The sequence below is a fragment of the Pseudomonas sp. 22082 genome, from assembly GCF_052046055.1.
GTDB classification, from domain to species: Bacteria; Pseudomonadota; Gammaproteobacteria; order Pseudomonadales; family Pseudomonadaceae; genus Aquipseudomonas; species Aquipseudomonas pharyngis.
Genome location: NZ_JBQEQB010000002.1, coordinates 53,975 through 79,527 on the forward strand (window position 1 = coordinate 53,975; position 25,553 = coordinate 79,527).

25 protein-coding genes are annotated in these 25,553 nt (G+C 61.0%); 12 read left to right on the top strand and 13 right to left on the bottom strand.

The window, feature by feature from the left end; all coding sequences use genetic code 11:
* Positions 1-55: 55 nt before the first annotated feature.
* Together ACTJK9_RS02745 and ACTJK9_RS02750 are read right to left on the bottom strand one after the other, a co-directional pair.
* Positions 56-1,351, bottom strand: coding sequence for an OprD family porin (locus ACTJK9_RS02745; protein WP_440811946.1), 1,296 nt, complete (start codon positions 1,349-1,351; stop codon positions 56-58).
* Positions 1,352-1,522: 171 nt separating this feature from the next.
* Positions 1,523-2,473 (bottom strand): polysaccharide deacetylase family protein, encoded by a 951-nt coding sequence (locus tag ACTJK9_RS02750; RefSeq protein ID WP_440811948.1) that lies wholly within the window; start codon positions 2,471-2,473, stop codon positions 1,523-1,525.
* Positions 2,474-2,676: 203 nt separating this feature from the next.
* Here ACTJK9_RS02750 and ACTJK9_RS02755 point away from each other — a divergent pair, with 203 nt between their 5' ends.
* Both ACTJK9_RS02755 and ACTJK9_RS02760 read left to right on the top strand, forming a co-directional pair.
* Positions 2,677-4,332: an MFS transporter gene (locus ACTJK9_RS02755; protein WP_085613195.1), complete on the top strand. Its 1,656-nt coding sequence runs from the start codon at positions 2,677-2,679 to the stop codon at positions 4,330-4,332.
* A complete protein-coding gene (locus tag ACTJK9_RS02760; RefSeq protein WP_039767224.1) occupies positions 4,329-5,471 on the top strand; it encodes an HlyD family secretion protein in 1,143 nt (380 codons plus the stop codon). Before ACTJK9_RS02755 ends, ACTJK9_RS02760 begins: the two co-directional genes overlap by 4 nt.
* 2 nt (positions 5,472-5,473) lie before the next feature.
* On the opposite strand, the gene copD is transcribed toward ACTJK9_RS02760, so the two are convergent.
* From copD to ACTJK9_RS02775, 3 genes are read right to left on the bottom strand one after another with little or no spacing between them, the layout of a single operon-like run.
* The gene (gene copD, locus ACTJK9_RS02765) at positions 5,474-6,331 is read right to left on the bottom strand and encodes a copper homeostasis membrane protein CopD (RefSeq protein WP_085613193.1); all 858 of its coding nucleotides are present in this window, start codon (positions 6,329-6,331) and stop codon (positions 5,474-5,476) included.
* Between the two features lie 3 nt (positions 6,332-6,334).
* Complete coding sequence (gene copC, locus ACTJK9_RS02770; protein WP_085613192.1) at positions 6,335-6,697, bottom strand: copper homeostasis periplasmic binding protein CopC; 363 nt, start codon at positions 6,695-6,697, stop codon at positions 6,335-6,337.
* Positions 6,698-6,744: 47 nt separating this feature from the next.
* A complete protein-coding gene (locus ACTJK9_RS02775) occupies positions 6,745-7,179 on the bottom strand; it encodes a GNAT family N-acetyltransferase (protein WP_440811952.1) in 435 nt (144 codons plus the stop codon).
* A gap of 146 nt (positions 7,180-7,325) precedes the next feature.
* On the opposite strand from ACTJK9_RS02775, the gene ACTJK9_RS02780 reads away from it, so the two are divergent.
* Entirely contained in the window at positions 7,326-7,946 is a 621-nt protein-coding gene (locus ACTJK9_RS02780; protein ID WP_007952885.1) for a TetR/AcrR family transcriptional regulator, read from the top strand.
* A gap of 109 nt (positions 7,947-8,055) precedes the next feature.
* On the opposite strand, the gene preA is transcribed toward ACTJK9_RS02780, so the two are convergent.
* From preA to hydA, 3 genes are all read right to left on the bottom strand, one after another.
* The gene (preA, locus tag ACTJK9_RS02785; RefSeq protein WP_440811955.1) at positions 8,056-9,330 is read right to left on the bottom strand and encodes an NAD-dependent dihydropyrimidine dehydrogenase subunit PreA; all 1,275 of its coding nucleotides are present in this window, start codon (positions 9,328-9,330) and stop codon (positions 8,056-8,058) included.
* A complete protein-coding gene (locus ACTJK9_RS02790) occupies positions 9,331-10,698 on the bottom strand; it encodes an NAD(P)-dependent oxidoreductase (RefSeq protein ID WP_440811957.1) in 1,368 nt (455 codons plus the stop codon). It abuts the gene before it with no gap.
* Between the two features lie 166 nt (positions 10,699-10,864).
* Entirely contained in the window at positions 10,865-12,304 is a 1,440-nt protein-coding gene (hydA, locus tag ACTJK9_RS02795) for a dihydropyrimidinase (RefSeq protein WP_440811959.1), read from the bottom strand.
* Between the two features lie 620 nt (positions 12,305-12,924).
* Here hydA and ACTJK9_RS02800 point away from each other — a divergent pair.
* Together ACTJK9_RS02800 and ACTJK9_RS02805 are read left to right on the top strand one after the other, a co-directional pair.
* Positions 12,925-14,409 (top strand): NCS1 family nucleobase:cation symporter-1, encoded by a 1,485-nt coding sequence (locus ACTJK9_RS02800; RefSeq protein WP_440811962.1) that lies wholly within the window; start codon positions 12,925-12,927, stop codon positions 14,407-14,409.
* A gap of 30 nt (positions 14,410-14,439) precedes the next feature.
* Positions 14,440-15,723, top strand: coding sequence for a Zn-dependent hydrolase (locus tag ACTJK9_RS02805; protein WP_440811964.1), 1,284 nt, complete (start codon positions 14,440-14,442; stop codon positions 15,721-15,723).
* A gap of 60 nt (positions 15,724-15,783) precedes the next feature.
* On the opposite strand, the gene ACTJK9_RS02810 is transcribed toward ACTJK9_RS02805, so the two are convergent.
* Positions 15,784-15,990 (bottom strand): hypothetical protein, encoded by a 207-nt coding sequence (locus tag ACTJK9_RS02810; RefSeq protein WP_221397613.1) that lies wholly within the window; start codon positions 15,988-15,990, stop codon positions 15,784-15,786.
* Between the two features lie 170 nt (positions 15,991-16,160).
* On the opposite strand from ACTJK9_RS02810, the gene ACTJK9_RS02815 reads away from it, so the two are divergent.
* The 4 genes from ACTJK9_RS02815 to ACTJK9_RS02830 all read left to right on the top strand — a co-directional run bounded on the left by ACTJK9_RS02815 (position 16,161) and on the right by ACTJK9_RS02830 (position 19,652).
* Entirely contained in the window at positions 16,161-17,651 is a 1,491-nt protein-coding gene (locus tag ACTJK9_RS02815; protein ID WP_085613185.1) for a helix-turn-helix transcriptional regulator, read from the top strand.
* Between the two features lie 190 nt (positions 17,652-17,841).
* A complete protein-coding gene (locus ACTJK9_RS02820; protein WP_085613184.1) occupies positions 17,842-18,084 on the top strand; it encodes a DUF1652 domain-containing protein in 243 nt (80 codons plus the stop codon).
* Between the two features lie 708 nt (positions 18,085-18,792).
* Positions 18,793-19,014: a hypothetical protein gene (locus ACTJK9_RS02825; RefSeq protein WP_221397611.1), complete on the top strand. Its 222-nt coding sequence runs from the start codon at positions 18,793-18,795 to the stop codon at positions 19,012-19,014.
* Positions 18,999-19,652, top strand: a complete 654-nt coding sequence (locus tag ACTJK9_RS02830) for a trimeric intracellular cation channel family protein (RefSeq protein ID WP_236189071.1) — start codon at positions 18,999-19,001, stop codon at positions 19,650-19,652. The genes ACTJK9_RS02825 and ACTJK9_RS02830 overlap by 16 nt, the downstream gene beginning before the upstream one ends.
* 46 nt (positions 19,653-19,698) lie before the next feature.
* Here the strand turns inward: ACTJK9_RS02830 and ACTJK9_RS02835 are convergent, their stop codons facing one another.
* From ACTJK9_RS02835 to ACTJK9_RS02850, 4 genes are all read right to left on the bottom strand, one after another.
* Entirely contained in the window at positions 19,699-20,466 is a 768-nt protein-coding gene (locus tag ACTJK9_RS02835) for an SDR family oxidoreductase (protein ID WP_064597516.1), read from the bottom strand.
* Positions 20,467-20,504: 38 nt separating this feature from the next.
* A complete protein-coding gene (locus ACTJK9_RS02840; protein WP_085648346.1) occupies positions 20,505-21,572 on the bottom strand; it encodes a phosphotransferase family protein in 1,068 nt (355 codons plus the stop codon).
* Positions 21,573-21,788: 216 nt separating this feature from the next.
* A complete protein-coding gene (locus tag ACTJK9_RS02845; RefSeq protein ID WP_440811970.1) occupies positions 21,789-22,757 on the bottom strand; it encodes a 2-hydroxyacid dehydrogenase in 969 nt (322 codons plus the stop codon).
* 172 nt (positions 22,758-22,929) lie between these two features.
* Positions 22,930-23,313 (bottom strand): tautomerase family protein, encoded by a 384-nt coding sequence (locus tag ACTJK9_RS02850; protein ID WP_064597510.1) that lies wholly within the window; start codon positions 23,311-23,313, stop codon positions 22,930-22,932.
* A gap of 274 nt (positions 23,314-23,587) precedes the next feature.
* Between ACTJK9_RS02850 and ACTJK9_RS02855 the strand changes: the two genes are divergently transcribed.
* From ACTJK9_RS02855 to ACTJK9_RS02865, 3 genes are all read left to right on the top strand, one after another.
* On the top strand, positions 23,588-23,782 hold the full coding sequence (locus ACTJK9_RS02855) for a hypothetical protein (protein WP_064597508.1): 195 nt from the start codon (positions 23,588-23,590) through the stop codon (positions 23,780-23,782).
* 48 nt (positions 23,783-23,830) lie between these two features.
* A complete protein-coding gene (locus ACTJK9_RS02860) occupies positions 23,831-24,001 on the top strand; it encodes a hypothetical protein (RefSeq protein WP_167443778.1) in 171 nt (56 codons plus the stop codon).
* Between the two features lie 255 nt (positions 24,002-24,256).
* The gene (locus ACTJK9_RS02865) at positions 24,257-25,537 is read left to right on the top strand and encodes an HAAAP family serine/threonine permease (RefSeq protein WP_440811974.1); all 1,281 of its coding nucleotides are present in this window, start codon (positions 24,257-24,259) and stop codon (positions 25,535-25,537) included.
* Positions 25,538-25,553 lie beyond the last annotated feature (16 nt).

The following is a 25,553-nucleotide window of genomic DNA, read 5'->3' on the forward strand; positions in this document are numbered from 1 at the left end:
TTTCGGTGTAAGTGACGGAAGGCCGATTCACCCTCCGTTCACCCCATGCCAGGGTTTACAACAACGAAATCGGGTAACTGATGAAGATCCGGTTCTCGTCGAATTCATTGGTGCTGAAGTCCCGGCGAATTGTCGCGTTGCGCCATTTGACGTTGAGGTTCTTCAGCGGACCGCTCTGCACGGTGTAGGCCAGCTCCGACTCGCGCCCCCATTCCTTGCCGTCGGTGATGGTGCCGGTGTGCACGTTGTCACCGCTGATGTAGCGGTTCATCAGCGTCAGCCCGGGGACGCCGAGGACTACGAAGTTGTAGTCGTGGCGGATCTGCCAGGAACGCTCCTGCGCGTTGTCGTAACTGGCGTTGTAGCTGTCGTTGGCCAGGGTGCCGCCGCTGGTGCCGTTGACGCGCATCCAGGCATCGTCGCCGCTGAGCTTTTGCAGGCCGATGTAGAACGTGTTGCCGCCGTACCGGGCCGAGAGCATGGCGAATGCGGTTTTGTTGTCGAGGTCGCCGGCCTGGGCGCTGCCGTCTTCCTTGCCCGTGAAGAAACCGAGGTTGGCGCCCAGCGTCCAGTCGCCCAGTGGCTGGCTGTGGCTGAGGTTGAAGTACTGTTGTTGGTAGATGTCGCTGAGTTCGGCGTACCACAGACCGACAAGCGTGCGTTTGTCGTTGAAGGTGTATTCGCCGCCGCCGAAGTTGAAACGGTCGGAGGTGAAGGCGCCGCGGCCGTTCATCGACATGTCTTCCATGCTGGCATCGTTGCGCGGGCTGTTGCCACGGAACTGGCCACCGTAAAGGGTCAGGCCATTGATTTCGGTAGACGTGATCTGGCCGCCGCGAAACGTCTGCGGCAGGGAGCGGCCGTCGTCCGAGCGCAGGATGGGCAACACCGGCATCCACTCGCCGACCTTCAATTCGGTCTTCGACACCTTGGCCTTGAGTGCTACGCCGAGGCGCCCGAAGTTGTCCGCCGGACGCCCGTCATCGTGAATCGGCAACAACTGCGTACCGCCCGTACCTTTACCGCCATCGAGCTTCTGCGAATACATACCCAGCACGTCCAGGCCAAAGCCGACGGTGCCCTGGGTGAAACCGGATTTGGCGTCGAGGATGAAGTTCTGCGTCCACTCTTCAGCCTTGCCCTGGGGATAGTTCGGGTTGACGAAGTTGCGGTTGAAGTAGGCGTTGCGCAGGTTCAGCGTGGCTTTGCTGTCTTCGATGAAGCCTTCGGCGTCGGCGCTCATCGGCAAGGCGAGGGCGAGACTGCCGCAGCCGATCAGGCTCAGGGTGGAACGCGGGCGGGGGATGGAAAAACGGGACGTGCGGACGGAATTGCAGACGAGTGTGCTCACTGTGACGCTCCCTGTTTCATTTGTTGTTTTTATTATTTGTTATACGTCGTCGTACAACATGGTTGCGGATATTTGCGAGGTTTTCCGGAAAAGTCAACAGGGTGTCGTACGATGACTTTGGGTGAGCGGGCAGCCCTCAAAGCGCTGTGAAGAGGGCTGCTGTCGGCACGTTTACTGGTTGTAGAGCGCTTCAGTGTTATCGATCAGGGGATTTTTTTCGGTCAGCACGATCTGCGCGATCTGATCCTTGCGCATGAAACTCACCTTCGAATGCGACTGGGCGTACCGGATGAAGCGCTCCATGGCCTCGATTATCGCCGGGGTGCCGCCGATGCGGTCGTGCAGACTCACCGACATCATCCGCCGCTTGCTCGCGCCTTCGGCGTAGAGGCGATCGAATTCCAGCACCAGTTGCTGATAGAACTGTTCGGCGGAGAAATGCCGGCCCTCGACCAGCACGATGTCGTTGTTGCGCAGGGTGTACGGCACCACGGCGAATGTGCGTCCACGAACCATGGTCACGAACGGCTCGTCGCGGCTGACATCGTCGATGTGATAGGTGAAATTCAGATCCTGCAGCACCTTCAACGTATTGGGGCTGCGGCGCAGCCAGTTGGCGTTGTAGCCGACCGAGCGCTGGCCGGTGATTTTCTCCACCGCGGCGACGCCGTCGCCGATGAACTGTTTTTCCTGGGCGTAATTCATGTTGTACGAGTCGGCCCAGCGCATGCCGTGGGCCGCCAGTTCATGGCCGCGCTCGGCAATCGCCTTGGCCAGTTCCGGGTGCTTGAGCGCCGCTTCGCCGACCACGTGGGAGGTGACTTTGATGCCGGTGCGATCCCACAGATCGAGCATGCGCCACAGGCCTTCCTTGTAGCCGTAATCGAACCAGGTCTGCGCCGGTAGATCCGGGTAGCCTTTTGGCAGCGGTGTACCGGAAAACGGACTTTCAGCGCCTTCGGGCTGACCGCCGGTTTCGAATTGCATCGACACCGAAATCACCAGTTGCGAGCCGTCCGGCCACGGGCGTTCCTGGGCAAAAGCGAGGGCTGGCAGCAACAGCGCGGCGGCCAGCAGGTTTTTCAGCAGACGCGGGGAGCGTTGCCAACGGGGAGAGGTCATATCGGGCACCTTGCAGGTTGAGAAGTGCTGCAAGGTTGGCATCCGCTACGCTTGGGAAAAATCCGCTGCGGGCGAGATGACCTTTAAACAAAATTTACGAATCCACCCAAAATCCCTTGTGGGAGCAGGCTCGCTCCCACACTGGATAGGTGTTTGGCCAGGATTTGCGGCACACTTAAGCGACTACAAGACAAGGCCTTTCAATGGATCAATACGCCCCGCGCAACTGGCAGCCGCACGAGAAGCCCAGTCTGCCCGGTTCCCCCTCGACGCCGCTGCACTCCAACCCCAAGCGCCTGGCTTATGCGTTGGTGGGCTTGCTGGTGGCGGTGACCGGTGGGCTGGGTAATGCGCTGGTGGTCGCCAACCTGCCTTATCTGCAAGGCGCGCTCGGGGCGACCACGGCGGAGATGGCCTGGCTGCCGGCGGCGTATGTGATGACCAACGTGTCGATGAACCTGCTGCTGGTGAAGTTTCGACAGCAGTTCGGCCTTCGGGCGTTCACCGAGGTGTTTCTGGTGCTGTATGCGCTGGTGACCTTCGGCCATCTGTTCGTCAATGACCTGAATTCGGCGATCGCCGTGCGTGCGGCCCACGGCATGGTTGGCGCGGCGCTCAGTTCGCTGGGCCTGTATTACATGGTGCAGGCGTTCCCGGCCAAATGGCGGATGAAGGCGTTGGTGCTGGGCCTGGGCACCTCGCAACTGGCCTTGCCGCTGGCGCGGCTGTTTTCCGAAGACCTGTTGCAGATTGCCGAATGGCGCGGCCTGTACCTGTTTGAACTGGGTATGGCGCTGCTGTCGTTGGGCTGCGTCCTGATGCTCAAACTGCCGCCGGGTGACCGGTTCAAGACCTTCGAACCGCTCGACTTCCTGACCTTCGCGATCCTCGCCAGCGGCGTCGCGCTGTTGTGCGCGGTGTTGTCCCTGGGGCGGATCGACTGGTGGCTGGAGGCCGACTGGATCGGTATCGCCCTGGCCGCGTCGATTGCGCTGATTCTCGCGGGGCTGGCCATCGAACATAACCGCAGCAACCCGATGCTGATGACCCGCTGGCTCGGCAGCGGGGTGATGATCCGCCTGGCGCTGGCGGTGATCCTGATTCGCATGGTGACCTCGGAGCAATCCACCGGCGCCGTGGGCTTCATGCAGAACCTGAACATGAGCAGCCAGCAGCTTCATAGCCTGTATGTGGTGATGCTGATCGGCAGCGTCGCCGGGCTGCTGACCAGTGCGCTGACCATCGACCCGAAACACCTGTTGATGCCGCTGATCATTTCGCTGGCGTTGATGGCCACCGGCTCGATCATGGACAGCTCATCGAACAACCTGACCCGCCCCGGCAACCTGTATTTCAGCCAGTTCCTGCTGGCGTTCGGCAGTACCTTTTTCCTCGGCCCGACCATGGTGCTGGGCACGCGCAACGTGCTGACCAATCCACGCAACCTGGTGAGCTTTTCAGTGTTGTTCGGGATCTGCAACAACCTCGGCGGCCTGATCGGCGCGGCGTTGCTGGGGACGTTCCAGATCGTGCGCGAGAAGTTTCATTCCAGCCATATCGTCGAGCAATTGGTGATGTCCGACCCGCGTGTCGCCGCCCGGGTACAGAGCGGCGGATCGGCGGTCGGCTCCGTGATTGCCGACCCGAGCCTGCGCAACCTGCAAGGCATTCGCAGTCTGGCCAATGCCGCCACCCGCGAAGCCAACGTACTGGCCTATAACGATGTGTTCATGCTGATTGCGGTGATCGCGATCCTGACCATGATCTGGATTTCCATCCGTGCGCTGTGGCTGATCAGTACCACCAAAGCCGTCGCCCCGACACCTTCCGTACCTTCCAGCGGTGCCACTTCTTCATGACCGAACCGACCACTACGACCACCAATGCCATCGCCGCCACCCCTGAAGGTGTGGCGCCGCCGTCATCACCGAACACCGAGCCGCGCTCGTTGCGGGTGCGGATCATCTCATCGCTGGGGTTTGCCGCGATTGCCATCGTCGGCGTGCTGATCGTGCTTTACGCCTGGCAACTGCCGCCGTTCAGCAGCGCAGTTGAGACCACCGAAAACGCCTTGGTGCGCGGTCAGGTAACGATCATCGGCCCGCAGCTCAGTGGCTATGTGTTTGAAGTGCCGGTGCAGGATTTCCAGTTTGTGAAGGAAGGCGATTTGCTGGTGCGTCTCGATGACCGCATCTATCAGCAACGTCTCGACCAGTCGCTGGCACAACTGGCGGTGCAGAAGGCCTCGCTGGCCAACGTGGTGCAGCAGCGCAACAGCGCCGAAGCCACTATCAAGTTGCGGCAGGCGGTGGTGGCCGACAGCGAGGCGCAGTTGCGCAAAAGCGAGGCGGATCTGCGACGCAACAAGGCGCTGGTCAATGACGGCTCCGTGTCCAAGCGTGAGATGGACGTGGCGCTGGCCGCCAATGCGCAAAGCATTGCGGCGGTGGCGCAGGCCAAGGCCAATCTGGAGATCGCCCGACAGGATCTGCAAACGGTGATCGTCAATCGCGGCTCGCTGGAAGCGGCGGTGGCCAGCGCCGAGGCGGCGGTGCAGCTGGCGCGGATCGACTTGTCCAACACCCGGATCATTGCTCCGCGTGACGGTCAGCTCGGGCAGATCGGCGTGCGTCTCGGCGCCTACGTCAACTCCGGGGCGCAGTTGATGGCGCTGGTGCCGAACCAGAAATGGGTGATCGCCAACCTCAAGGAAACCCAGATGGACAATGTGCGCGTCGGGCAGCCGGCGAGTTTCACCGTCGATGCCTTGAACCACCGCAAATTCACCGGCCATGTGCAGCACATCTCGCCGGGCACCGGTTCCGAATTCGCGTTGTTGCAGGCCGACAACGCCACCGGCAACTTCGTGAAAATCGCCCAGCGAGTGCCGGTGCGCATCACCATCGATCCGGATCAGCAGGAGAGCGAGCGCCTGCGGCCGGGGATGTCGGTGGTGGTCAGCATTGATACGGCGGCGGGTGACACCCAGAAACACTGACCTCAGGCGGCGATCATCGGCGGCAAGGTGCCAAGCACGGAAACCGCCGCCACGGCGCCGATCCCCAGCAGCCATTCGAGCATGACGCTGCGCTTGAGGGTGTCGAGCCGCTGTTCGCAATCGTTGATCCGCAGGCGATTGAACAGCGCCAGGGCGAGCATGCCAAACACCAGCAGCGCCTTGATCAACAGGATCAGGGCGAAGCCCGAGAACAGCGGTGTCGGCCACCATTGGCCGGTGAGCACGCGCACGTTGATCAAACCAGTGATCAGCAGGCCGGCGACCAGTGCGTAACCGAGCCCGCTGAAACGCTGCAAGACTTCGCGCATGTCTTTGTCAGGTTGGCGCAGGATCATCACCAGCATCAACAACCCACCGAGCCAGGCGCCGACGCAGGTCAGGTGAATGACCTGATTGAGGATCAGCATCTGGCCACTGAAACCGTCGAGCATCGCGCCGTGTCCGACTGGTGCCAGCGTCATCAGCAGCAGCGCGCTCAGGCCCAACCGCAATGGCCGGTTCGAACGCCACGGCGTAAACAGCAACGCCAGCAACAGGGCATTGATCAGCAGATGCCAGCGCCAGACCTGACCGAAAAACGTATGACCGAGAACCAGCTCGACGGTGGGCGGATCAAACGCGGCAGCCGCCGAACCGGCCATGCTTGCGGTAATCAACAACGCCCAGGTGACGCCGCTGGCCAAGGCAATCGCCGCCAACCAGCGGGACAGTCGCGCCAGCTGCCGATCCAGCGCCGGCGCTTCACCTTTGAGCAGCAGCGGCCGGAACAGCCAGGCCCCGAACAGCATCAACACCACGATGAAATGCAGGAACCGGCACAGCAGCAGCGCTTCACTCATGAATTACTGGCCAACCTTGAACTGATAGGCGCCTTCGCTTTTGTGTGTGTCGACCGACACCGCATGCCATTCGACCTTGTATTCGCCAGCGGTCAGCGGTGCTTCGGGGGTGACGATCAGGGTTTTCTTGTCACCTTCGGTGGTCAGCGGTTTGACCGCCACCGGCTTGCCGTCGTGGGTCACGGTGACTTTGGTGAAGCTGGCTTCGACGCCTTCGGAAAACACCAGGCGCAGATCTGCCGGTGCGGCGACGGTGCTGTCGGCAGCCGGAGTCTGGCTTTTCAGATGGGCGTGTGCGAACGCCTGGGAAGTGACGATCAGCGAAGCCAGCAGCGCGCCAGCGGTGAAGAGTTTTTTCATCGGCATGGAAAGATTCCTTTCAGTGAAATGGCGGGCTGAGTATAGAACCTGGATCACAGGGCTTTCAGGCGCATGTGAATGACCGGAAAGGGCCGGCCTTCGCCGTCGAGTGCCGAGCGGCCGATGTCTTCGAATCCGTAGTGACGGTAGAAGCCGTGGGCTTGCGGGTTCTGTTCGTTGACGTCGACCTTCAGCAGTGGGCGGCGGACATGGTCGAGCAAGCGCCGGCCGATCCCCTGGCCACGCTGAGCCGGGTCGATGAATAGCATCTGCACGGTGTCGTCGTCGGTGGCGATGAAGCCTGCCGGGGAGTGATCGGGGTTTTCGAAAACCTGCACATCCAGCGCGGGCAGGTAGGTGTCACGCACCAGCGGGAACAGCCGATGGATATCGTCTTCCGGGAGGAAATCGTGGGTGGCGCGGACCGAGCGCTCCCACAGTGCGGCGAGCTGCGGATCATCCGCAGCGACGCGCTTTCGAATGGTCATGGACAGATCCTTCAGTGTCTGACGGGGAGAAGGAGGGCGATCCTAAACCAGAAAAAAGCCCAAGTGTGTGAAGAATCGTTCTTGGCTGTCGCCCCTTGCCCAGAGCGGATGCTAGTCTTCAACCACGTTGTCTTCAGGGAGCCCTCATGGGCAATCACAAGATCGAAATCCGCCGCACCAACGTCGACAAGATCCTGCTGGCGGCGGAAAAAGTCTTCGCCGAAAAAGGTTTCGGCGGCACCGCCATGGCCGACATCGCTGCTGAAGTGCAATTGCCGCGATCCAACCTGCATTACTACTTTTCGACCAAGAGCGAGCTGTACAGCGCGGTGCTGTTCGACCTGCTGGAAGTGTGGAAGCAGGACGCGCTGTGCTTCGAGATGTTCGACGATCCGCGCGTGGTGCTCAGCAGCTACATCCGCGCCAAGATGAACCACTCGCGCAGCCGGCCTTACGGGTCGAAAGTCTGGGCCAACGAAATCATCCACGGCGCGCCGACCCTCGGCGAGGCGCTGGATGTGAGCCTGTACGACTGGGCGAAGATGAAGGAGGCGAAGATCCGGCAGTGGGTGGAGGACAAGCGGATTCTGCCGGTGGAGCCGTCGAGCCTGCTGTACATGATCTGGGCCTCAACCCAGCACTATGCCGACTTTGATCATCAGGTGAATATTCTGAATGAGCACCAGCCGTTGTCGGACATGCAGTTCGAGCGGGCGGTGCAGACGGTGACTAGCGTGATTTTGCGGGGGATCGGATTAGAACCGTAACTGATCGTTCCCACGCTCCGCGTGGGAATGCCTCAAGTGACGCTCCGCGTTCCAGTGGGACGCAGAGCGTCCCGGGCTGCATTCCCACGCGGAGCGTGGGAACGATCATTCAAGGGCTGACGTGATAGGGATTGCGCGGATCATGATTCCAGTCCAGAAACGGCTTGCCCGTTTCCATCGGCACCATCTCGATGCAATCCGCCACCGGACAAGTGATCTGGCACAGATTGCACCCCACACACTCATCATCGATCACTTCATATTTATGCGTACCATCGGCCTGTTTCAGGCTGATGATCGCCTGGTGTGACGTGTCCTCGCAGGCAATGTGGCAACGCCCGCAACCGATGCACGCCTCCTGGTCGATCTTCGCGATCACCTGATAGTTGATGTCCAGGTACTTCCAGTCGGTCGTATTGCCCACCGCACGCCCGGAAAACTCGGCGATGCTGGCGTAACCCTGACTGTCCATCCACCGCGACAGGCCATCCTTCATTTCATCGACAATCCGGAAGCCATGCAGCATCGCCGCCGTGCACACCTGCACCGCGCCGCTGCCCAAAGCGATGAACTCCGCCGCGTCGCGCCAGCTGCCAATGCCGCCAATGCCGCAGATCGGCAGGCCCTGGGTCTGCGGATCACGGGCGATTTCCGCGACCATGTTCAGCGCGATCGGCTTGACCGCCGAACCGCAATACCCGCCGTGGGTGCTTTTGCTGCCGACGGTGGGCAGGGCGACCATGCGTTCCAGGTCGACGCTGGTGATCGAGTTGATGGTGTTGATCAGCGATACTGCATCCGCGCCACCCCGGTGCGCAGCGCGGGCGGCGACGCGGATGTCGGTGATGTTCGGCGTCAGCTTGACGATCACCGGCAGCGAGCAATAGGTCTTGCACCAGCGCGTAACCTGTTCGACGTACTCCGGCACCTGACCGACCGCCGCGCCCATGCCACGTTCCGGCATGCCGTGGGGGCAGCCGAAATTCAGTTCGATGCCATCAGCGCCGGTGGCTTCCACCAGCGGCAGGATGTGTTTCCACGACTCTTCGACGCACGGCACCATCAGCGAAACGATCAGCGCGCGGTCCGGCCAATCCTTTTTCACCTGAGTGATTTCCCGCAGGTTGATTTCCAGCGAGCGGTCGGTGATCAATTCGATGTTGTTGATGCCCAGCACTTCGCGGTTGTTGCCGTAATGCGCCGAATAACGCGAAGACACGTTGACCGCCGCCGGGTCTTCACCCAGGGTTTTCCAGACCACGCCACCCCAGCCGGCTTCGAAGGCGCGCACCACGTTGTAGGCCTTGTCGGTCGGCGGCGCGGAGGCCAGCCAGAACGGATTGGGGGCTTTGATACCGGCGAAGACAATCGAGAGATCGGCCATTTACGCAGCCTCCACATTGAGCATCAGTTGAGCGTTGATCGCCTCGGCGGCGCGCTTGCCGTGTTGCACCGCTTGCACGGTCAGGTCCTGATCGAGGCCGGTGCAGTCGCCGCCGGCATAGACGCCGGGGATGCTGGTGCGCAGGTTTTCATCGACCTGAATCCGTTCGCCCTGACGCTTGAGTTCGCGGGCCAGTGGGTCGGCGAGGGCGCTGCCGTCGAAGGCCTGGCCGATGGCTTTGAAGATCGCATCGGCGGCCAGCTCGAACGTTTCGCCAGTGGTTTGCAGGCGACTGTCCACCAGATGGGTGCGGGCGAAGCGCATGCCACGCACCTTGCCTTGGGCATCGAGCAGCACTTCATCCGGTTGCGCCCAGGTCAGCAGCCGCACCTGATTGGCCTTGGCGATGTCCTGCTCGTGGCCGGTGGCGCCCATGTCCGCTGCGCCACGGCGATAGACCAGGTTGACGTCGCTGGCACCGAGGCGGGCCATTTGCACGGCCATGTCGATGGCGGTATTGCCGGCGCCGAGGACGATGCAGCGCTCGGCCAGCGGCAGTTGCGACAGGTCGTCGGCCTGACGCAGTTCGCGGATGTAGTCGGTGGCGGCGAGCAGGCCGGGGGCGTCTTCGTGGGCCAGGCCGAGTTGCTTGCTCGCATTAAGACCGAGGCCGAGGAACACTGCGTCGAACTGTTGATGCAGTTCGCTCAAAGTCAGGTTGTCGCCGAGTTTCTGTCCGTGGCGGATTTCGATGCCGCCGATCTGCAGGAGGAAATCCAGCTCCTTCTGCGCGTAGTCGTCGACCAGTTTGTATTTGGCGATCCCGTATTCGTTGAGCCCGCCAGCCTTCTCCCGCGCTTCGAAAATCACCACGTCATGGCCGTGCATCGCGCTGCGATGTGCGCAGGACAAGCCCGCCGGGCCGGCACCGACCACGGCGATGCGTTTGCCGGTGGCGGCGGCGCGCTGGAACGGGTGCTCGGTGAAGTGCGCGTTGTCCACGGCATAACGCTGTAGCAGGCCGATCAGCACCGGCGCGCATTCGTGGGCGTTGTTGCGCACGCAGGCTTGCTGGCAGAGGATCTCGGTCGGACAGACTCGGGCGCAACTGCCGCCGAGGATGTTTGCCGAAAGGATTTTCTGCGCCGCGCCTGGCACGTTGTCCTGATGGATATTGCGGATGAACGACGGAATGTCGATCTCGCTCGGGCACGCGTTCACGCACGGCGCGTCGTAGCAATACAGGCAGCGCGAGGCTTCCAGATGTGCCTGGCGGTCGTTGAGCGGCGGCGCCAGATCGGTGAAATGGCCGGCGAGGGCGGCCGCACTTTCGTGTGGGTGCGGGAGATGGTTCAGGGTCTCGATCACGGTTTTTTGCCTCACGGTTATTTGAGGTTTTCCGCCTCTGTCGGGCAGTGGTTTTTTGTGGTGCTGAACCGGCCTTATCGCTGGCAAGCCAGCTCCCACAGGGATCTACGGCGCGCATAAAAACCTGTGGGAGCGGGCTTGCCCGCGATGAGGCCGAAGGCCGCTTTCAGCGTTTCACAGCAGTAGGCTTATGTTGCTCAGCCCGCTTGCTCAGCAAATCAAACACCGCCGGATACGCCGGCCGTTCGATATAGCGGCCTGCGCCACGCTCGGCGCGCAGGTCGCCGTCGGCCCAGACCACCCGGCCCTGGCTGACGGTATGGCTCGGCACACCGGTCACGGTCTTGCCTTCGAAGATGTTGAAGTCCACCTGCTGATGGTGGGTCTTGGCAGAGATGGTGCGAGTGCCTTGCGGGTCCCACAGCACCAGGTCGGCATCGGCGCCGACGCGGATCGCGCCCTTGCGCGGATAGAGATTGAAGATTTTCGCGGTGTTGGTGGAGGTGAGGGCGACGAAGTCCTGCATCGACAACCGCCCCGAGTTCACCCCTTCATCCCACAACACCGCCATGCGGTCTTCGATGCCGGCGGTGCCGTTGGGGATCTTGCTGAAATCGTCGCGGCCGGCGGCTTTCTGCTCGGCGCAGAAGCAGCAGTGGTCGGTGGCGGTGGTGTGCAGATTGCCGCTCTGCAAGCCATGCCAAAGCGCGTCCTGATGCCCGCGCGGACGGAACGGCGGGCTCATCACGTAACCGGCGGCGGTCTGCCAGTCCGGGTGCTGGTAGACACTGTCGTCCAGCAGCAGATGCCCGGCCAGCACTTCGCCGTAAACCGGTTGGCCCTTGCTGCGGGCATAGGTGATTTCGTCGAGGGCCTCTTTGGTCGAAACATGCACCAGGTACAGCGGCGTGCCGATGGTTTCAGCGATCCGGATTGCCCGGCTCGCGGCTTCACCTTCGACCTGAGATGGCCGCGACAGCGGATGCGCTTCCGGCCCGGTGATGCCCTGGGCCATCAACTTGCGTTGCAGGTGATAAACCAGCTCGCCGTTTTCCGCGTGCACGGTCGGCACCGCGCCGAGCTCCAGGCAGCGCTCGAAGCTCGCCACCAGCGTGTCATCGGCGGCCATGATCGCGTTCTTGTAGGCCATGAAATGCTTGAAGCTGTTGATCCCGTGATGGCTGACCAGCTCGGCCATTTCCTCCCGCACCTGCTCGCTCCACCAAGTGATCGCGACGTGGAAGCCGTAGTCGGAGGCGGACTTTTCCGCCCAGCCGCGCCACTGGTGAAACGCCTCGAGCAGCGATTGCTGCGGATTGGGAATCACGAAATCGATGATCGAGGTGGTGCCGCCGGCCAGGCCAGCGGCGGTGCCGCTGTAGAAGTCTTCGCTGGCCACGGTGCCCATGAACGGGAGTTGCATGTGGGTGTGCGGATCGATGCCGCCGGGCATCAGGTATTGACCGCTGCCGTCGAGCATTTCGGCGCCGGCGGGAACATCCAGGTTTTCACCAATGGCTTTGATCACGCCGTCAGCGCAATAGACATCGGCGCGGTAACTTTCATCATGGGTAACAACGGTGGCGCCACGGATCAACAGAGACATTCCGAGTTCCTCGCAGGCATGACCGACTTGTGCCGGTTCTAGTGTTTTATTGTCTGCAGCGCCAAATGCGTAATCTTGTCAGCGCTGTCAGGAATAGACGCTAGTCGCAGTTCTGCAATTGATCAAGATTATTTTTTATAAGCTTATGACTGTTTTAAGTGGCTGATAAATAAAGATAAAAATACGAAATCACCAAAATGGTGAGGCGCTTCACCATTTTGACGCACTTGACAGGTTGGAAATATGAGCAAGATTTCCTATGTGAAATCAGCCGCTTGAAGTTAAGCGGAGAGTGAGGCGTCCTGAAGAAAAATAATGCAGTGCACCAGATTGAGTCCTGACAGTTCGGACAACTTGCCTGGCATTTAGCCTGAGTGTTCAGTCAAGTTTTCGCGGCCTCACAAGGTGAATAATTAAAACTGATAAACATCAGTCAGTTACAAAAAGATCGAAGCACGGCCCCAGCGCCAAGCGGTTCCCCCGGCACGTTTATTGATGCCGCCGCTGACACCATGGCCGGTGCATGAAAGTTGTCAGTTCCTCCGGCCATCGTCCGGCTCGCACCTGCGTGTGCAGCCGCCTGATGAGCAAAAAATAATCAGAAGAACAGTGGAGCGGCCATGCAACAGAACAGATCGCAAGTGACCGAGCGCGACGGCTTGTTCGAACTCGAAGCCGGCAGCGACGTCCTCGACAGTCCCCGTTACAACCACGACATGGCACCGACCAAGGTGCGCGAACGAACCTGGAACAAATGGCACATCACCGCGCTGTGGGTCGGCATGTCGATCTGCGTGCCGACCTACACCCTCGGCGGCGTACTCACCGCGTATTTCGGCCTGAGCGTCGGCGAAGCCTTGCTGGCGATTCTGTTTGCCAACGTCATCGTCCTGATTCCTCTCACGCTCAACGCGTTTCCCGGCACCAAATACGGGATTCCGTTTCCGGTGCTGCTGCGTTCGTCGTTCGGCATTCTCGGCTCCAACTTACCGTGCCTGATCCGCGCGCTGGTGGCGTGCGGCTGGTTCGGCATCCAGACCATGTTCGGCGGGCTGGCGATTCACCTGTTTCTCGGCTCGGTGTTCGAGGGCTGGAAATCCCTCGGCGGGACGGGAGAGGTGATCGGTTTCATGGTCTTCTGGGCGCTCAACCTGTGGGTGGTGATCCGTGGCGCCGAGTCGATCAAGTGGCTGGAAACCCTGTCGGCGCCGCTGCTGGTGGCGGTTGGCATCGGGTTGCTGGTGTGGGCCATGCCGAATGTGTCGATGACCGAGTTGCTGGCGATTCCGCCGAAGCGTCCCGAAGGCGCGAGCGTGGTGAGCTACTTCGCCGCCGGGCTGACGGCGATGGTCGGTTTCTGGGCCACGTTGTCGCTGAACATTCCTGACTTCAGCCGTTATGCCCGCAGCCAGAAGGATCAGATCCTCGGGCAGATTTTCGGTCTGCCGCTGACCATGTTCCTGTTCGCCGCACTGGGCGTGGTGATGACCGCCGCCTCGGTGAAACTGGTGGGCGTCAGCGTCTCCGATCCGGTGACTTTGATCGGTCATATCCAGAGCCCGGTATGGGTCGCGGTGGCCATGGCGCTGATCATCATCGCTACGCTGTCGACCAACACCGCCGCCAACATTGTTTCGCCAACCAACGACTTCCAGAACATCGCGCCCAAAGTGATCAACCGCACGAAAGCGGTGATTCTCACCGGGTTCGTCGGGCTGGCGCTGATGGGCCATGAGCTGCTGAAGAAGCTCGGGCTGATCGTCTCCGATGTCAGCCTGGAAACCGTGTATTCGAACTGGCTGCTGGGCTATTCCAGCCTGCTCGGACCGATTGCAGGGATCATGGTGGTGGACTATTTCCTGATCAAGAAACAGCAACTGGACTTGGCCGGCCTGTACCGCGACGACGTGTACCCGGCGTGGAACTGGTCCGGATTCATCGCCTTTGGCGTGCCGGTGGTGCTGACCCTGCTGTCGCTGGGCAGCAGCGCATTCAGCTGGTTCTACAGCTACGGCTGGTTCACCGGCTCGGCGCTGGGCGGGTTGATCTATTACGGGTTGTGCGCGATGCGTGCGACGCCGGTGGCCGTCAAATCGCCGTTGTAATTCCCATAAGAACTGCCTGAGGAGATCCCCATGAACGCAGCCGTAGACGTTCTGCAATCGACCCATCAGCACATCAACCGCGACCGCTTATGGGCGTCGCTCATGGAGCTGGCGAAGCTCGGCGCGACGGTCAAGGGCGGGGTCTGTCGCCTGGCCCTGACCGACCTCGACCGCCAGGCCCGCGACCTGTTCGTGCAATGGTGCAAGGACGCCGGTTGCAGCGTCACGGTCGATGAAGTCGGCAACATCTTCGCCCGCCGCCCCGGCCGCAACCCGAACCTGCCCCCGGTGATGACCGGCAGCCACATCGACACCCAGCCCACCGGCGGCAAGTTCGACGGTTGCTTCGGCGTGCTCGCCGGGGTCGAGGTTCTGCGCACCCTCAACGACCTCGGCGTGGAAACCGAGGCACCGCTGGAAGTGGTGGTCTGGACCAACGAAGAAGGCTCGCGCTTCGCCCCGTGCATGATGGGCTCCGGCGTGTTCGCGGAAAAATTCACCCTCGAAGAAACCCTGGCCAAGGTCGATGCCGACGGCGTAACGGTTGGCGAAGCGTTGAACGCCATCGGCTACGCCGGGCCGCGCAAGGTCAGCGGGCACAAGGTCGGCGCCTATTTCGAAGCGCACATCGAGCAAGGCCCGATTCTTGAGGACGAACACAAAACCATCGGCGTAGTACTCGGCGCACTGGGGCAGAAGTGGTTCGACCTGAAACTGCGCGGCGTCGAAGCCCACGCCGGTCCGACCCCGATGCACCTGCGCAAGGACGCTCTGGTCGGCGCCTCGGTGATCGTCGGCGCGGTCAATCGCGCTGCCCTCGGCCACCAACCCCACGCCTGCGGCACGGTCGGTTGCCTGCAAGCCTATCCCGGCTCACGCAACGTCATTCCCGGCGAAGTGCGCATGACCCTCGATTTCCGGCATTTGGAACCGGCACGCCTCGACTCGATGATCGCCGAGGTCAAGCAAGTCATCGAAGCCACCTGCGAAGAACACGGCCTGACCTATGAACTGACCCCGACCGCCGACTTCCCGCCGCTGTACTTCGAAAAAGGCTGCGTCGAAGCCGTGCGCGGCGCCGCCAAAGGTCTGGGCCTGTCGCACATGGACATTGTCAGCGGCGCCGGCCACGACGCGATTTTCCTTGCCGAACTCGGCCCGGCCGGGATGATTTTCGTGCCGTGCGAAGGCGGTATCAGCCACAACGAAATCGAAAACGCCGCGCCGGACGATCTGGCGGCCGGCTGTGCGGTGTTGCTGCGGGCGATGCTGGCGGCTTCGGCGGCGGTGGCGGGCAAGCAACGCGCGGCGTAAAGCCAGGGTTGAGTAGGCAAGAGATTGTGGCGATCTGGCAGATCGCCACAGACACCCGGCTCAAGTTGTTCTTTTGTGGCTCACCGCTGCCTTGCGCCGTTCCTTGCCATCCGGGCTGCCGATGTTCAACAGCCTTCTTTCGATCATCACGTTTTCCAGTGCCTGCCGCTCTGCCGGGTCCATCTGGTGTTCGCGCTTTTTCAGCTCCAACAGAATGGGTGTGGACCACGTGCGATAGGTCCGTTCGGTAATACGGTCGCTCGTCATTTGTCTCTCCTTGATCAGATGCCCGGCCGCAGGCGCGGACACAATCCGTCGAGGTACTAACGTTAGACGAGAAAGCCGCGAGGCGCGAATAGTCAACGCTCAATCGTGGTTGGCACGATCACAACCGTCCGCGGTCGTAAATTTCACATGCGCGTACTTGTGGAGAATCAATGAGCCGGGACGTCCTGACCACCGAAACCAATCGCCGTCAGTTGCAGCAAATCATTGCCGGGCTGTCCGACGGGGTGATTCTGCTGGAGATCGACCAGACGATTCTCTGGGCCAATGAAGCGGCGCTGGCGATGCATGGCGTCAGCCGCATCGGAGAGCTGGGCAACAACGCCGGGGAATATGCCGAGCGCTTCAATCTGCGGTATCGCAACAACCACGCGCTGGCACCGGAGCAGTACCCGATCTGCCGTGTGGCCGCCGGCGAAACCTTCAGCGACGTGCTGGTCGAAGTCTCCCCGTGCAGTGACGAGGAACGCACCTGGGTACACAGCGTGCGGAGCATGGTGCTTACCGATCGCGACGGCGACATCGAGTCGCTGGTGCTGATCATGAGCGACGTCACCGATTGGGCCAACGCCGAGCAGCGCTTTGAAAAAACCTTCAATGCCAACCCGGCGCCTGCGGTGATCTGCCGCCTCAGCGATCTGCGTTATATCAAGGTCAATCCGGGATTTCTGGAAATGACCGGCTACGCCCGCGATCAGGTGATCGGCGCCTCGACTTATGAGCTGGATATTCTCGAACGGGCCGAGCGCAAGGATCTGGCGATCCAGCGCCTGCGTGATGTCGCGACCATTCCGCAGATGCAGGCCGAACTGCGTCTGCCGGACGGTGGCAGCAAACAGGTTATCGTCGCCGGCCAGCCGTTGGTGCTCAACGACGAAGACTGCATGCTGTTTTCGTTCGTCGACATGGAGCCACGGCACAAGGCCGAGGTCGCCCTGCGCCAGAGTGAGGAACGGTTCGCCAAGGCCTTTCGCCTGACGCCGGTGCCGATCCTGATTTGCAGTGCCGACGAGCAGCGGCTGATCGATGTCAACCAGGCCTTCCTCGATACCTTGGCTTACGACAGCGACGACGTGCTCGGCAAGACCGTCGCGCAACTGGACTTCATCGATGAACAGGCTGAGCGCGCCCGCTTGCTGGCGGCGCTGGAGAAGACCGGCCGGGTCGATCGCGCCGATATGCGAATCCGCAAGAAAAACGCCGAAGTGCTGGAGTGCGCGGTGTCCGCTGACACCGTCAACATCCAGGACACGGTGTGCTATCTGCTGGTGCTGATGGACATCACCGAGCGCAAGCACACTGAGCTTGAACTGGTGGCAGCGATTGAAGAGGTGATGAAGGATGCGTCGTGGTTCAGCCGCACGCTGATCGAAAAGCTGGCCAATGTGAAGAAGATCAACTCGCCGCAGTTGCCCAGCGTTTCGTTCACCGATCTCACCGCCCGCGAGCGCGATGTTCTGGGGCTGATCTGCGAGGGGCTGGCGGACAAGGAAATTGCTGCACGGTTGAAACTGGCGCCGAATACAGTACGCAATCATGTGGCGACGGTTTATTCCAAGCTGGATGTGCACAGCCGCAGCGAGGCGATTGTCTGGGCCCGCGAACGGGGGTTGTTCTCGGGGAGCAGCCGGGGACAGCGTTAAGGTGCAAATGCACTAGTTCATGGGGTGCAAATTCGGGTGTCTGACGAGGCAGGCAGTTCTTAGTCTGATGGGGTGCGATGCGGGTTTCGTTCGTGATCGTGTCCCTTCCGTCGTTGTTATTGGATCAGACCATGAATGTGTTGTTTGTCATTGAACCTGGCGTGTTGCGTCGATTTTCGGAGCTGGCGCGATGATTTATCTGGCGCAGTTGCGGGCGCAACTTGAGCGTAGTTTTTCGCCGTTGGCTTGTGAGTGTGTGGTGGATGGGGATCATTCCCTTACTGTGAAGTTGTATCACCCGGCTTCAGGGCAGGTTGATCTGGTGATCAGTGGGTTGAGTCTGGATGCGTTGCGTACTTCGGAGGCGGTGGATGCTTTGGTTGATGAGCTGCGGTATGAGCTTGAGAGTAATTCTTTGCGTTCGCCCAGTTAAACTTGGCGGCCTTTGGGCCGACCAGGTTCTTGTTCGGTTTGGGTGAATATCCGTTGCTGCGGTAACGGCTTCTTGGGGTTCCGCCCTTACGGCGGGTCACTTTTGGCAAACGCCCCAAAAGTAACCAAAAGGTCTGTGCCCTGACGTACGGCCCTCGCTGTGGCTCGGGTTCCTTCGCTCCGGGATTGATCCGGGGGCATCGCCTACGGTTTGCTTCGCTGCACCTCCTCTCGATGTGTTTGGCTTCGCCAAACGGTCGCTGCGCTCCCCCCCCCGGATCAATCCCTCCACTCAGCCTGCCGACGGGGCCAGCACGTCAAAAGCCTTACTCGAGCTAACGCTCATCGTGGTGAGTGGTGAAGAGCGCTAAGCCGACTTGTGTGCTCTTCAAAGCTTGAGTTCGCCTCGATGGTTCAGGTCGATATAACTTGAATGAGCAACTCCGTAGGCTCCCTCTCCCTACGGGCGGTCCGACGTTTCGGGAGGGCTGGGGTGAGGGCTGGTTCTCAAGGCTGTCCTCGATTTGTCGGACCCCACGATCCAATCACCAACCCCACCCCAAAATCGACAGCCAATTCCCCCCAGTCCCACCATTTCACTGGCACTCACACCCCACTGGTCTATAAGGAATGAGTAGTTCGGTTTCCATAGCCGGGCGTTGTCCTGCTCGGCGACGGGAGTTTTCTTCCATTCATCGCGGGTCATCCTATGAACAATCCTGGGAAACGCGTGTGTGCTTCGTTGTTGTCGGCTTTCGGTCTGGTGCTGCTCAGTGGTTGCGCCAGTCCGCCACCCCCTCCGCCGGCAGCACCGCCTCCGCCACCTGAGCGCACTTGTCAGGTCATGGAAAATACCGAGGTCGCCGGTGATGCCTATGCCGACGGGCAAGTGACTCGACACATCACCAAGACCCGTTGCGTCACTCAATAAGCCGGGCGCCGTTGAAGGCGCGGGTCGAGTGGATTGTGCTGGTGGCCGATCTGGTTGGCACCGCAGTCTTTGCCGTGGAAGGCGCGATTGCGGCGATGCGCAGTCAGCTCGATCTGCTCGGGGTGATGGTGATTGCGTTCATCGTCGCGCTCGGTGGCGGGGTGACGCGTGATCTGTTGATCGGTGCTACGCCGCCCAAGGCTGTGGCGGACTGGCGCTATCCGGCGCTGGCGTTTGCCATGGGCGGGGTGGCGTTTGTTTTTCATGAGCTGGTACTGGGCTGGTCCGGTTCGACCCTGATCGTGCTGGATGCGGCGGGATTGGCGCTGTTTGCCGTGGCCGGGGCGCAGAAGGCGTTGAATTTCGGGATCTCGCCGTTTGTGGCCATGTTGATGGGCACGATTACCGGGGTCGGTGGCGGGGTGTTGCGTGACATTGTGCTGGCGCGGGTGCCGGTGGTGTTGCAGGCGGATCTGTATGCCAGTTCGGCGTTTGTCGGGGCGGCGGTGTTGATTGTCGGGCGCAGGCTGGGTGTGCCGCCGGTGGCGGCTGCGTTGCTGGCGGGGGCGGCGTGTTTGTTGTTGCGGTTGTTGTCGGTGCATTTCGGCTGGCAGTTGCCGAAGGTTCTGGAGGCATGAAGAGGGCAGCCCTCGGGCTGCCCTTTTCTTTTGCGTCAGAAGCGGCTCAGGACAGGAATCCGCCGTCCACGTTCAGCGACACGCCGGTGGTGTAGCTCGACGCGTCGCTCGCCAGGTACAGCACGGCGCCGGCCATTTCGCTCGGGTCGGCGACGCGTTTGAGCGGGATCTGCGTCAGGGCCTGTTTCAGGATCGCGTCGTTCTTAACCAAGGCCGAGGCGAATTTGGTGTCGGTCAGGCCCGGCAGCAGGGCATTGCAGCGGATGCCGAACTGCGCGCATTCCTTGGCGAAGACTTTGGTCATGTTGATCACCGCAGCCTTGGTCACCGAGTAGATGCCCTGGAAGATCCCCGGCGAGATGCCGTTGATCGAGGCCACGTTGATGATGCTGCCGCCGCCGTTTTCGCGCATCAGCTTGCCGGCTTCCACCGACATGAAGAAGTAGCCGCGGATGTTCACGTCGACAGTTTTCTGGAAGGCGCCAAGGTCGGTGTCCAGCACGTTGCAGAACTGTGGGTTGGTCGCGGCGTTGTTGACCAGGATGTCCAGCCGGCCGAACTGTTCCTTGATTCCGGCGAAGACCTGGCTGATCTGTTCCATTTCGCCGATGTGGCAGGCGATTGCTGTGGCCTTGCCGCCGTCGGCGATGATGGCATCGGCCACGTGCTGGCAGCCTTCGAGTTTGCGGCTCGAAACGATGACATGGGCGCCTTGCTGGGCCAGCAGTTTGGCGATGGCCTCACCGATGCCGCGGCTGGCGCCGGAGACGAAAGCGATCTTGCCGTCGAGGTCGAACAACTGAGTCTTGGACATGGGATTCCCTTGTAGTAAACCTTGTTATAACGCCGTCATCAGAGGCTGGATTTGGCAATGACCTGCAGGCTCATCTGCTCCAGCAGTTTGTTCATGTGAATGAACTGCGCGAAGCGTTTGTCCTGGGTCTGGCCATGGAAGAAGCGGTAGTAGATCTGCTGCACGATGCCGGCCAGGCGGAACAGGCCGTAGGTGTAGTAGAAGTCGAAATTGTCGATCCGGATCCCCGAACGCTCGGCGTAATAGTCGACGAATTCGCGGCGGGTCAGCATGCCCGGCGCGTGGCTTGGCTGGCGGCGCATCAGTTGCACCGGTGCCGGGTCGTCGGCCTGGATCCAGTAGGCGAGGGTGTTGCCCAGGTCCATCAGTGGATCGCCGAGGGTGGTCAGTTCCCAGTCGAGCACGCCGATGATCTGCATCGGGTTGTTCGGGTCGAGGATGACGTTGTCGAAGCGGTAGTCGTTGTGGACGATGCTGGAGGTCGGGTGGTCGGCCGGCATCTTGTCGGTGAGCCAGGCTTTGACCTGTTCCCAGTGCGGAGCGTCCGGGGTCAGGGCTTTTTCGTAGCGCTCGCTCCAGCCTTTGATCTGGCGGGCGACGTAGCCTTCCGGTTTGCCCAGATCGCCCAGGCCGCAGGCGTTGTAATCGACCCGGTGCAGTTCGACGAAACGGTCGATGAAACTCTTGCACAGGGCTTCGGTTTTCGCTGAATCCAGCCCCAGTTCAGGCGGCAGGTCCGAGCGCAGGATGATCCCCTTGACCCGTTCCATCACATAGAACTCGGCGCCGATCACCGAATCGTCGGTGCAGTGCACGTAGGCTTTTGGGCAATACGGGAAACCGTCGCGCAACTGGTTAAGGATGCGGAATTCGCGGCCCATGTCGTGGGCGGATTTGGCCTTGTGGCCGAACGGCGGACGGCGCAGGACGAATTCCTGGTCCGGGTATTCCAGCAGGTAGGTCAGGTTCGACGCGCCGCCGGGAAACTGGCTGATCTGCGGTGTGCCGGTCAGGCCCGGAATATGAGCCTTGAGGTACGGATCGATCAGGCTGGCATCGAGTTCTTCGCCAGAGCGGATACGGGTGGACTGGTCAGTAAGCGCCATGCTTATCCCTTCTGCTTATTTTGGAGGCCAGACATCATTGGCTAATCTAATGGCGCGCTCGGGTCGTCACAAGCGCGGTCCGGTCTTATAGGTTAGCGTGTTGGACGGTAATCAACTTTAGGAATGGGCGTGGCGTCCCGCAGCCCAACGCCGCCACGCTTGGCGTGATTTCGGCAGACGCCGAATCCCGGCGTCTTGAACTTTGCCTGGCGCGCTTTAGTGCACGCGCTGGTTGTTCAGTTTCGGCGGCAACTGGAGGGGCGTCAGCACCGGTTGGCCGGAGAAGAAAGCCACCAGATTTTTGCCCACCAGTTCCACGGTGCCCTGGGTGGCTTCCGGTGATAATCCGGCGACGTGCGGGGTCAGAAGCACATTGCTGAGGTTTTTCAGTGCATCGGGCACTTGCGGCTCGTGATCGAACACATCCAGCGCCGCCCCGGCGATGCGACGTTGTTCCAGTGCGCTGATCAGTTCAGCGGTGGCGATGACGCTGGCGCGGGCAATGTTGACGATAAAACCGTTGGGCCCCAGGGCATCGAGCACCGGGCGGGTCACCAGATGCTGGCTGCCGATGCCGCCGGGCGTGGCGACCACCAGAAAGTCCGAGGCCCGGGCCAGTTCGGTCGGGGTCGAGCAGAAGGCGTAAGGCACATCACTGCGCACCTGACGGTTGTGGTAGCTGATCTCCATGTCGAAGCCCAGGCTTGCGCGTTTGGCGATCGCCATCCCCACCGCGCCCAGTCCGAGAATCCCCAGGCGCTTGCCGGCCAGTGACGGGCGCATGATTTTCGGCCACTCGCCCCGACGCACGGCTGCGTCGCAGCGCGGTATGTCACGCACCAGCGCCAGCAGCATGGCCATGGCGTGGTCGGCCACCGACGAAGCATTGACGCCGGCGCCGTTGGTCACGATCAGACCCCGGTCGCTGGCGGCCTGCAGGTCGACCTGCTCGTAACCGGCGCCGATCACGCAGATGATTTTCAGCGCGGGCAATGCGGCGATCTCTTCAGCATATAAACCCAGCGGGCCGCGGGTCAGCACCGCGTCAATCCGCGCCCCGTGGGTGGCGATGGCTTGCGCGCGTTCGGCAGGGGTCGGCGCGAGAATCAGGTGAAAACCCTGATGTTCAAGAATCGGCAAATAGTCATTGATGGTTTCAACCAGTACCAGAACGGTGGCGGGCATTACTCGGCTCCTGTGATCGTCGGTCTTCGGGCGCAAAAGTCGGTTCAGAGTGCTGACTCCAGAGCGGTTTGGCAATGGCTGGCGCGGCCCCGCATCAGGCAGTGTAGGAGCTGACGCGGGGAGTGCGCGGGTGCTTCGTCAGAAGCTGACATCGGCGCTCACGTTCACTGAATCAGGTCACGTACTGGGCGATGCCGTTGCCGAACGACCAGTTCTCTTTTTTCACCTCCACCAGATTGATAAACACATCCTCCTGACGCACGGCCAGTTGCTGGTTCAGGTTGCGCGCGATGGTCTGGAACAGCCGTTGTTTCATCTCGACGGTACGGCCTTCGCTGATGGTCAGCTGGATGAACACGATGCCGTCGCTGCGCTGGATCCCCAGGTATTGCGGGTCATAGATCAAGTGCTGGTCGTCGTGCTCGGCCAGGACCTGAAAGTTGTCATGTTCCGGCACGTTGATCTCGCTGCGCAGGGCGGCGTAGATCACTTCGCCAATGCGTTTGGCGAACGTCGGGTCCGGGTTCTTCTTGATGTCGACGCGGACGAGGGGCATGGGATGGCTCCACAGGCGAGGGGGACTGGACGGGAATGTCAGTCAATTCGCCATTGGGTATAGCCGAAAAATGCCGGTCAGTGAGGTTGTTTAAAAACGTTAGGAAATGGACGCACCATCCTGCGGGATTTACGGATGTTGCCTACAAGTGCTGCCGGATTCATCCGCTATACGGCGGGGTGAGAAGCGCGGAACCATAGAGAGCAGGACGGGATGCGCTCTTCAGGACGGAGCGGCAACCCGGACGGAAATTGCCATCAGCCAAGGAAGGCCAATGCTTCAGAACAACCGTGAAAACCTGGAACTCGACAGGCTGCATAACGAAACGCGAAAACTGGTGGCTGAGCGGCAGAAGCTTCTGGCGGAAGAGAAGAAGCTGAAGTGGGAGACGTATTTCTATCCAGTCGCGGTGGTGGCCGGCGTGTTGACGGCAAGCGCGGCGTTAGCGGGCGTCTTTTTCAAGTTTTGAATGTTCGTTTTCGCAATCTTCAGACACATGACCCAAAAGGAAATCAACATGAGCACCTATGACGCCAAAGCCAGAATGGAGCAATTGGAACGGGAACACGATGAGTGGGCCGAAAAAATACGGATCAAGAACAGGAAAGAAATGCGCCCGATCTGGGGTTTGCTGGGGTTGGGCATCTTTTGCATGTCCCTCGGCTTCATGTTGGCCCGATCGATCTGATCGGGTTTTCCCATGGCACATTCGGCGCCGGTACATTCCATAAAACGACATATGGCGTATCTGGCGCCGACAGTCTTTTTCCCAAAAGCGACAAGCCACCGATCTGCTCCGCACAACCATTCCTCAGCTAAGTCTTTGCTTCTGCTCATTTATCGCGGAGAATCGCGCCCCTGTTTCGGCCGGAGCATGTCTGTCGGTTTTTTCCGACGCGTCCTGACCGAGTGGCAAGTGACCGGAATGCGGAGATCCGACCGGATGAATGATCAGGCCAATAGCGTCGAACAACGCTTTGATGCGGCAGCACCAGCCGAACTGTCGAGCTGGAATCGCCATGACACTACCTGGATGTTGGGACTGTTCGGGACGGCCATCGGCGCCGGTACCCTGTTTTTGCCGATCAACGCAGGTCTGGGTGGCTTCTGGCCGCTGGTGATCCTCGCGCTGCTGGCCTTCCCGATGACGTTCTACGCACACCGCGGCCTGACCCGCTTCGTGCTTTCCGGTCGCGAAGGCGCCGACATCACGGACGTGGTGGAACAGCATTTCGGCATCAAGGCCGGCGCGCTGATCACCCTGCTGTACTTCTTCGCTATCTTCCCGATCCTGCTGATCTACAGCGTTGGCCTGACCAACACGGTCGCCAGTTTTCTCGAGCACCAACTGCACATCACGCCGCCACCGCGCGCGCTGCTTTCGTTCGTGCTGATCCTCGGCCTGCTGGCCGTGGTGCGCTGCGGCGAGCAAGTGATCGTCAAGGCCATGAGCCTGATGGTGTATCCGTTCATCGTCGCGCTGCTCTTCCTGGCGGTGTACCTGATTCCGCACTGGAACGGCGGCATCCTGACCACCGCTTCGCAAGTGCCGGCACCGTCGGCGCTGCTGCACACGCTGTGGCTGGCGATTCCGGTGATGGTGTTCTCTTTCAACCACTCGCCGATCATCTCGGCGTTTGCTGTGGATCAGAAGCGTCGTTACGGCATTCACGCGGATGAGCGCAGCTCGCAGATCCTGTCCCGCGCGCACCTGCTGATGGTGGTGATGGTGCTGTTCTTCGTGTTCAGCTGCGTGCTGACCCTGTCGCCGGAGCAACTGGCGGAAGCCAAGGCGCAGAACCTGTCGATCCTGTCGTACCTGGCCAACCACTTCAGCAACCCGACCATCGCGTTCGCGGCGCCACTGATTGCGTTCGTGGCGATCTCCAAGTCGTTCCTCGGCCACTACATCGGTGCCAGCGAAGGCCTGAAGGGCTTGATCGTCAAAAGCGGCAAGCGTCCGGGCGCCAAGGCGCTGGACCGCATCGTGGCGGCGTTCATGCTGGTGGTGTGCTGGATCGTGGCGACCCTGAACCCGAGCATCCTCGGCATGATCGAAACCATCGGTGGCCCGGTCATCGCGGCGATCCTGTTCCTGATGCCGATGTACGCGATCCGCAAAGTGCCGGCGATGGCCCGTTATCGTGGGCAGATGTCGAACGTGTTTGTCACCGCAGTGGGTCTGGTGGCCATTTCGGCGTTGATCTATTCGCTGACGGCGTGAGATCCAACACAAGATC